The following is a 6,228-nucleotide window of genomic DNA, read 5'->3' on the forward strand; positions in this document are numbered from 1 at the left end:
GATGACAACCCAGTCTGTGGCAGGTCGCCGCTATTTCACCAAAGCATGGCTGCTGGAGCAAAAATCGCTGATTGCCCTGCTGGTGCTGATAGCGGTTGTGTCGACCATGAGCCCCAACTTTTTTACCGTCAATAACCTGTTCAACATCCTGCAGCAAACCTCCGTGAATGCGATCATGGCGGTCGGGATGACGCTGGTCATTTTAACGTCTGGGATCGACCTGTCCGTCGGTTCATTGCTGGCGTTGACCGGCGCGGTCGCCGCGTCGATTGTGGGTATCGAAGTTAATGCGCTGGTGGCGGTTGCTGCCGCACTCGCATTAGGTGCCGCAATCGGGGCCGTTACCGGCGTGATTGTTGCCAAAGGGCGCGTTCAGGCATTTATCGCGACCCTGGTCATGATGCTGCTGCTGCGCGGTGTGACGATGGTGTATACCAACGGCAGTCCGGTAAATACCGGGTTTACCGATAACGCCGATGTCTTTGGCTGGTTTGGTATCGGTCGTCCGCTGGGGATCCCTACGCCGGTATGGATCATGGGGATTGTTTTCCTCGCGGCCTGGTACATGCTGCACCACACTCGCTTGGGTCGTTATATCTATGCGCTGGGCGGTAACGAAGCGGCAACCCGCCTCTCCGGTATCAGCGTCAACAAAGTCAAAATTATCGTCTACTCTTTGTGCGGGTTATTGTCAGCATTGGCGGGCATTATTGAAGTGGCTCGCCTCTCTTCGGCACAGCCGACGGCGGGTACCGGCTATGAGCTGGATGCTATCGCGGCGGTGGTGCTGGGCGGTACCAGCCTGGCAGGCGGTAAGGGTCGTATCGTTGGCACACTTATCGGTGCGCTGATCCTTGGTTTTCTGAACAACGGTTTGAACTTGTTAGGTGTTTCTTCTTATTACCAGATGATCGTTAAAGCAGTCGTGATTTTGCTGGCGGTGCTGGTGGACAACAAAAAGCAGTAACTAACGACACTACAGGACATCTTAGATATGAACATGAAAAAACTGGCTACCCTGGTTTCCGCGGTTGCGCTGAGCGCGACCGTCAGCGCGAACGCGATGGCAAAAGACACAATTGCTCTGGTTATCTCTACCCTCAATAACCCGTTCTTTGTTTCTCTGAAGGATGGCGCGCAGAAAGAAGCTGACAAACTGGGTTACAACCTGGTGGTTCTGGATTCGCAGAACAACCCGGCGAAAGAGCTGGCTAACGTTCAGGATTTAACGGTTCGCGGCACCAAAATCCTGCTGATCAACCCAACGGATTCCGACGCAGTCGGTAACGCCATTAAGATGGCAAACCAGGCAAAAATCCCGGTCATCACCCTTGACCGCGTGGCTTCTAAAGGTGATGTGGTCAGCCATATCGCTTCCGATAACGTACTGGGTGGTAAAATTGCCGGTGACTATATCGCCAAGAAAGAAGGCGAAGGCGCGAAAGTTATTGAACTTCAGGGTATTGCTGGCACGTCTGCAGCGCGCGAGCGTGGCGAAGGTTTCCAGCAGGCCGTGGCTGCACACAAATTTAATGTCCTGGCCAGCCAGCCCGCTGACTTCGACCGTACCAAAGGCCTGAACGTCATGCAGAACCTGCTGACTGCGCACCCTGATGTGAAAGCGGTCTTTGCGCAGAACGACGAAATGGCGCTGGGCGCACTGCGTGCGCTGCAAACTGCCGGTAAATCCGATGTGATGGTGGTGGGCTTTGACGGCACGCCAGATGGCGAAAAAGCAGTAAATGATGGCAAACTGGCGGCGACTATCGCTCAGTTGCCGGACCAGATCGGTGCTAAAGGCGTTGAAACCGCTGATAAAGTACTGAAAGGCGAAAAGGTACAGGCAAAATATCCTGTTGACCTGAAGCTGGTAATCAAGCAGTAATAACGCGAATGCGATTCAGGCTGCCGAAGCCTGATGGACAACATCAATAAGAAAAGTAGGGCACGCGCCACCGGTTGTCCGGTGGCGCATCTTACCGGACACTCTGAAAATGAAAACCGCAGGCAAACTCGTCGTCCTTGGCAGCATCAATGCCGATCATATTCTCAATCTTGAATCATTCCCGACGCCGGGCGAAACCGTCACCGGTAGCCATTATCAGGTCGCTTTTGGCGGCAAAGGTGCGAATCAGGCGGTTGCTGCCGGACGTAGCGGTGCGGATATCGCGTTTATCGCCTGTACCGGCGACGATGATATCGGCGAACGCATCCGTAAACAGCTGCAAGTGGACCGTATTGACGTGGCGCCCGTGAGCGCCGTCTCCGGAGAATCTACCGGCGTTGCGCTGATCTTTGTTAACGGCGAAGGCGAAAACGTTATTGGGATCCATGCGGGTGCCAATGCCGCATTATCAATGTCATTAGTGGAAGCCCAGCGGGAGCGAATCGCGAACGCGGATGCATTACTCATGCAGCTGGAATCCCCGCTGGACAGCGTACTGTTGGCCGCACGCATTGCCCATCAGAACCAGACAACCGTGGTATTAAACCCTGCCCCGGCGCGCGAGCTGCCGGACACGCTGCTGTCGCTGGTGGATATAATTACCCCGAACGAAACGGAAGCCGAGAAGCTAACCGGCGTGCGGGTTGAAAATGATGACGATGCTGCGAAAGCTGCGCAGGCTCTGCACGCTAAAGGGATCGATACGGTCATTATTACGCTTGGTAGCCGTGGCGTATGGGCTAGCGTAAAGGGCGAAGGTCGTCGAGTGCCGGGCTTTAAAGTTCAGGCCATCGATACGATTGCTGCGGGCGATACCTTTAACGGTGCGCTGATGACGGCGCTGCTGGAGAAAACGCCGTTAGCTGAGGCGCTGCGCTTCGCGCATGCGGCGGCGGCTATCGCCGTCACACGTAAAGGCGCGCAGCCATCTGTTCCGTGGCGTAAAGAAATCGACGAATTTTTAGGTCAACAGGGGTAACGCTTGGCCACCATGAAGGATGTTGCCCGCCTGGCGGGCGTTTCCACCTCTACGGTATCTCACGTTATTAACAAAGACCGGTTTGTCAGCGATGCCATTACCGGGAAAGTTGATGCGGCGATTAAAGAGCTGAACTACGCGCCTTCTGCTTTAGCGCGTAGCCTGAAACTGAATCAGACCCGAACCATCGGGATGCTGATCACCGCCAGTACCAACCCGTTCTACTCCGAGCTGGTGCGCGGCGTTGAACGGAGCTGCTTCGAGCGGGGCTACAGCCTGGTGCTGTGTAATACCGAGGGCGACGAACAGCGGATGAACCGCAATCTTGAGACGCTAATGCAAAAACGCGTTGATGGGCTGCTGCTGCTGTGTACCGAAACGCACCAACCGTCGCTGGAAATTATGCAACGTTATCCTTCTATCCCTTCCGTCATGATGGACTGGGCCCCGTTTGATGGCGACAGCGACCTGATTCAGGATAACTCGCTGCTCGGCGGTGATATGGCTACGCGCTATCTTATCGAGCGAGGCTATACCCGGATTGCCTGCATCGCCGGTCCGCTGGATAAAACCCCTGCGCGTCTGCGTCTTGAAGGCTATCGGGAAGCGATGAATAACGCGAAGCTACCGATCCCGGCTGGGTATGAAATCACCAGCAACTTTGAGTTTGGCGGCGGCTTTGATGCTATGCAGCAGTTGTTAACGCACCCGGTGCGTCCGGATGCGGTATTTGTCGGTAATGATGCGATGGCGGTGGGTGTTTATCAGTCGCTGTATCAAGCGGGGCTACGCATCCCACAGGATGTGGCCGTGATCGGCTATGACGATATTGAGCTGGCGCGCTACATGACGCCACCGTTGACCACTATCCATCAACCGAAAGATGAACTGGGTGAACTGGCCATTGATGTCTTAATTCATCGAATCGCCCAACCCGGACAAAAGCAGCAGCGTATGCAACTGACGCCCGAGCTGGTGGTTCGCGGATCCGTTTAAGGTCAGTGTTTTTCCTTAATCAGGTTTCGCCCATCTTTGGCTTTGAGTAGCATAAACATCAATGCCGATATCACCGTGATAACGCCCATGGTGATAAAGGTATAGTGGAACTGATCGATAGTCGTTGCCCCTTCAAGGCTTTGATATGAGCGCAGCACCGCCGCGCTTATCGCCACCCCCAGACTGATGGACAATTGTTGCGTCACGGCCAGCAGGCTATTACCGCCGCTAGCGTTATCATCGGTTAAATCAGCCAGCGTGATAGTGTTCATGGACGTGAACTGTGTCGACATCGCCATCCCCAGTACAAACAGCGGCAGAATTAACATCCAAACCGGCATGGTTGGTGACTGTAGTGCGAACTGCGCAATCATCACGCCGATAAATAGCGTGACGCCGACCAGCGTTTTCCGATAGCCCAGCCGACGTAGCACCTGAGTCACCGTTGATTTCGCGATAATAGAACCGATGGCCGTTGGCGCCATCATGCAGCCGGCGATTAACGCCGGGTAACCAAACCCAACCTGTAACATCAGCGGCATCAGAAATGGCACACAGCCGGTACCCAGACGCGTGGCCAGATTTCCGGCGATACCGACGGAAAAGGTGCGGGTTTTAAATAAAGATAGCGAAATCAGCGGTGCCGGATGTTTGCGGGCGTGACGGATATACGCCAGTAATAGAAGAAGACTGAATAGCACCACCATTAAGGCAATCCATCCCGCCACAATTTGCTCACCCAGCAGTTCCATCCCAATCGAAAATAGCACCAGGCTAAAGCCGAACAGCAAAAAGCCCGAGAGATCGAAACGCCGCCGCGGCGTGGTGAAGTTCGGCATATATTTGCGGGCATACAGTAGGCCGGCGACGCCGATAGGAATGTTGATCAGGAAAATCCAATGCCAGGTGGCCCATGTGACGAATACACCACCGAGCACCGGCCCCAGAATGGGGCCTATTAGCCCCGGCATGGTGACGAAATTCAGCACCGGTAGTAGTTCGCTGCGCGGATAGGCGCGGAGTAATGCCAGGCGGGCAACGGGCATCATCATTGCGCCACCCACTCCCTGAATGATGCGGAAGATAACCAGCTCAGATAATGAGGTGGATAGCGCACAGGCCAGAGAGCCTAAGGTAAACAAGCTGACCGCCAGCATAAATATACGGCGGGTACCGAATCGGTCTGCTAACCAACCGCTCACGGGGATCAGCATTGCTACGGTGAGGGTATAACTGATGATGGCTGACTGCATCGCCAGCGGCGAACGGTTAAGGCTGTGGGCGATCGCGGGGAGGGCGGTATTCAAAATGGTGGCGTCCAGCGCCTGCATAAAGAAGGCCATGGCGGCGATCCAGGGGAGCCCCGCCATGCTCCGCGCTTTCATTTCAGTCATTCGCTGTCCTTTACACTACCGCACGGATATGCGGCGCATTTAATAAAGCCTGACAGGCAACCAGCGCCTGCTGACCATCACCCGCCAGAATGGCATCGACAATCGCCTGGTGGCTATCCAGCTCAATGACCTCATCTTCAGTTATAGAGGTGAAATAGATGTGGTACACCGAGTGGAAGAGTTTGGCAAATGAGGTCAGGAACGGATTCGCACTCATCTCATAGATATGTTCATGCCATGAGGTGTCGACATCAATCCAGCGTTCACGGTCAAACTCTTTCTCCAACTGGGCCATTTCATCCATTAAGGTATTTAGCTGCGCTTTTTGCTCGGCGGTACCCAATGTTGCGGCCAACATACAGGCCTGCGGCTCCAGGCTGCGGCGCAGCACCAGGAAATGTTTCATGACCGACTGGAAGTTATCGGTGGTGAGCCACCAGGAGATCAGTTCGGTGTCGAGAAAATTCCAGTGAGCCTGTGGCATCACTCGGGTGCCGATACGTGGCCGTGGAAGGAGCATGCCTTTTGCCGAGAGCGTTTTTACCGCTTCGCGAACAGCGGTTCGGCTAACGCCGAAGATCTCACCTAACTCCATTTCGCCGGGCAGGATGCTTTCTGGCGGATATTCTCCGGTTAATATCTTCTGAGCTATCTTTTCAGCTAAAACCCAGGAGATATTTTTTTGAGCTGCTAGTTGCTGTGCGCTTAGAGACATAAAGCCATTCCTATTATTTATCTTTCTTTTAGTATGCCATTTGACGTGCTGAATCGGTGGTAAAAACAGCAGAACAGGCATTTTATGGTGTATTCATAAACAATCTGGTGAAAAAGTTAGCGAGCGATAAAATATTTCAAATTTCCTCTTGTCAGGAAGAATAAACTCCCTATAATGCGCCACCACTGACACGGAACAA

Annotated in this window: 6 protein-coding genes; 4 read left to right on the top strand and 2 right to left on the bottom strand. The window is 53.9% G+C overall.

All coding sequences use genetic code 11. The annotated features are described in order from the left end of the window. Position 1: 1 nt before the first annotated feature. The 4 genes from rbsC (at position 2) to rbsR (ending at position 3,920) form a co-directional block, all read left to right on the top strand. A complete protein-coding gene (gene rbsC / locus KCR01S_RS21140) occupies positions 2-967 on the top strand; it encodes a ribose ABC transporter permease (protein ID WP_052284556.1) in 966 nt (321 codons plus the stop codon). Between the two features lie 27 nt (positions 968-994). After that, a complete protein-coding gene (gene rbsB / locus KCR01S_RS21145; RefSeq protein WP_052284555.1) occupies positions 995-1,885 on the top strand; it encodes a ribose ABC transporter substrate-binding protein RbsB in 891 nt (296 codons plus the stop codon). Between the two features lie 109 nt (positions 1,886-1,994). Beyond that, entirely contained in the window at positions 1,995-2,924 is a 930-nt protein-coding gene (gene rbsK, locus KCR01S_RS21150) for a ribokinase (protein WP_061284947.1), read from the top strand. A 3-nt stretch (positions 2,925-2,927) separates the two neighbouring features. Further along, a complete protein-coding gene (rbsR, locus tag KCR01S_RS21155; protein ID WP_112202013.1) occupies positions 2,928-3,920 on the top strand; it encodes a ribose operon transcriptional repressor RbsR in 993 nt (330 codons plus the stop codon). A 2-nt stretch (positions 3,921-3,922) separates the two neighbouring features. On the opposite strand, the gene mdtD is transcribed toward rbsR, so the two are convergent. Both mdtD and KCR01S_RS21165 read right to left on the bottom strand, forming a co-directional pair. After that, positions 3,923-5,314, bottom strand: coding sequence for a multidrug transporter subunit MdtD (mdtD, locus tag KCR01S_RS21160; protein ID WP_061284948.1), 1,392 nt, complete (start codon positions 5,312-5,314; stop codon positions 3,923-3,925). 10 nt (positions 5,315-5,324) lie between these two features. Further along, positions 5,325-6,029: a FadR/GntR family transcriptional regulator gene (locus KCR01S_RS21165; protein ID WP_061284949.1), complete on the bottom strand. Its 705-nt coding sequence runs from the start codon at positions 6,027-6,029 to the stop codon at positions 5,325-5,327. Between the last annotated feature and the right edge of the window lie 199 nt (positions 6,030-6,228).

Source organism: Kluyvera cryocrescens NBRC 102467 (assembly GCF_001571285.1).
Lineage (GTDB): Bacteria > Pseudomonadota > Gammaproteobacteria > Enterobacterales > Enterobacteriaceae > Kluyvera > Kluyvera cryocrescens.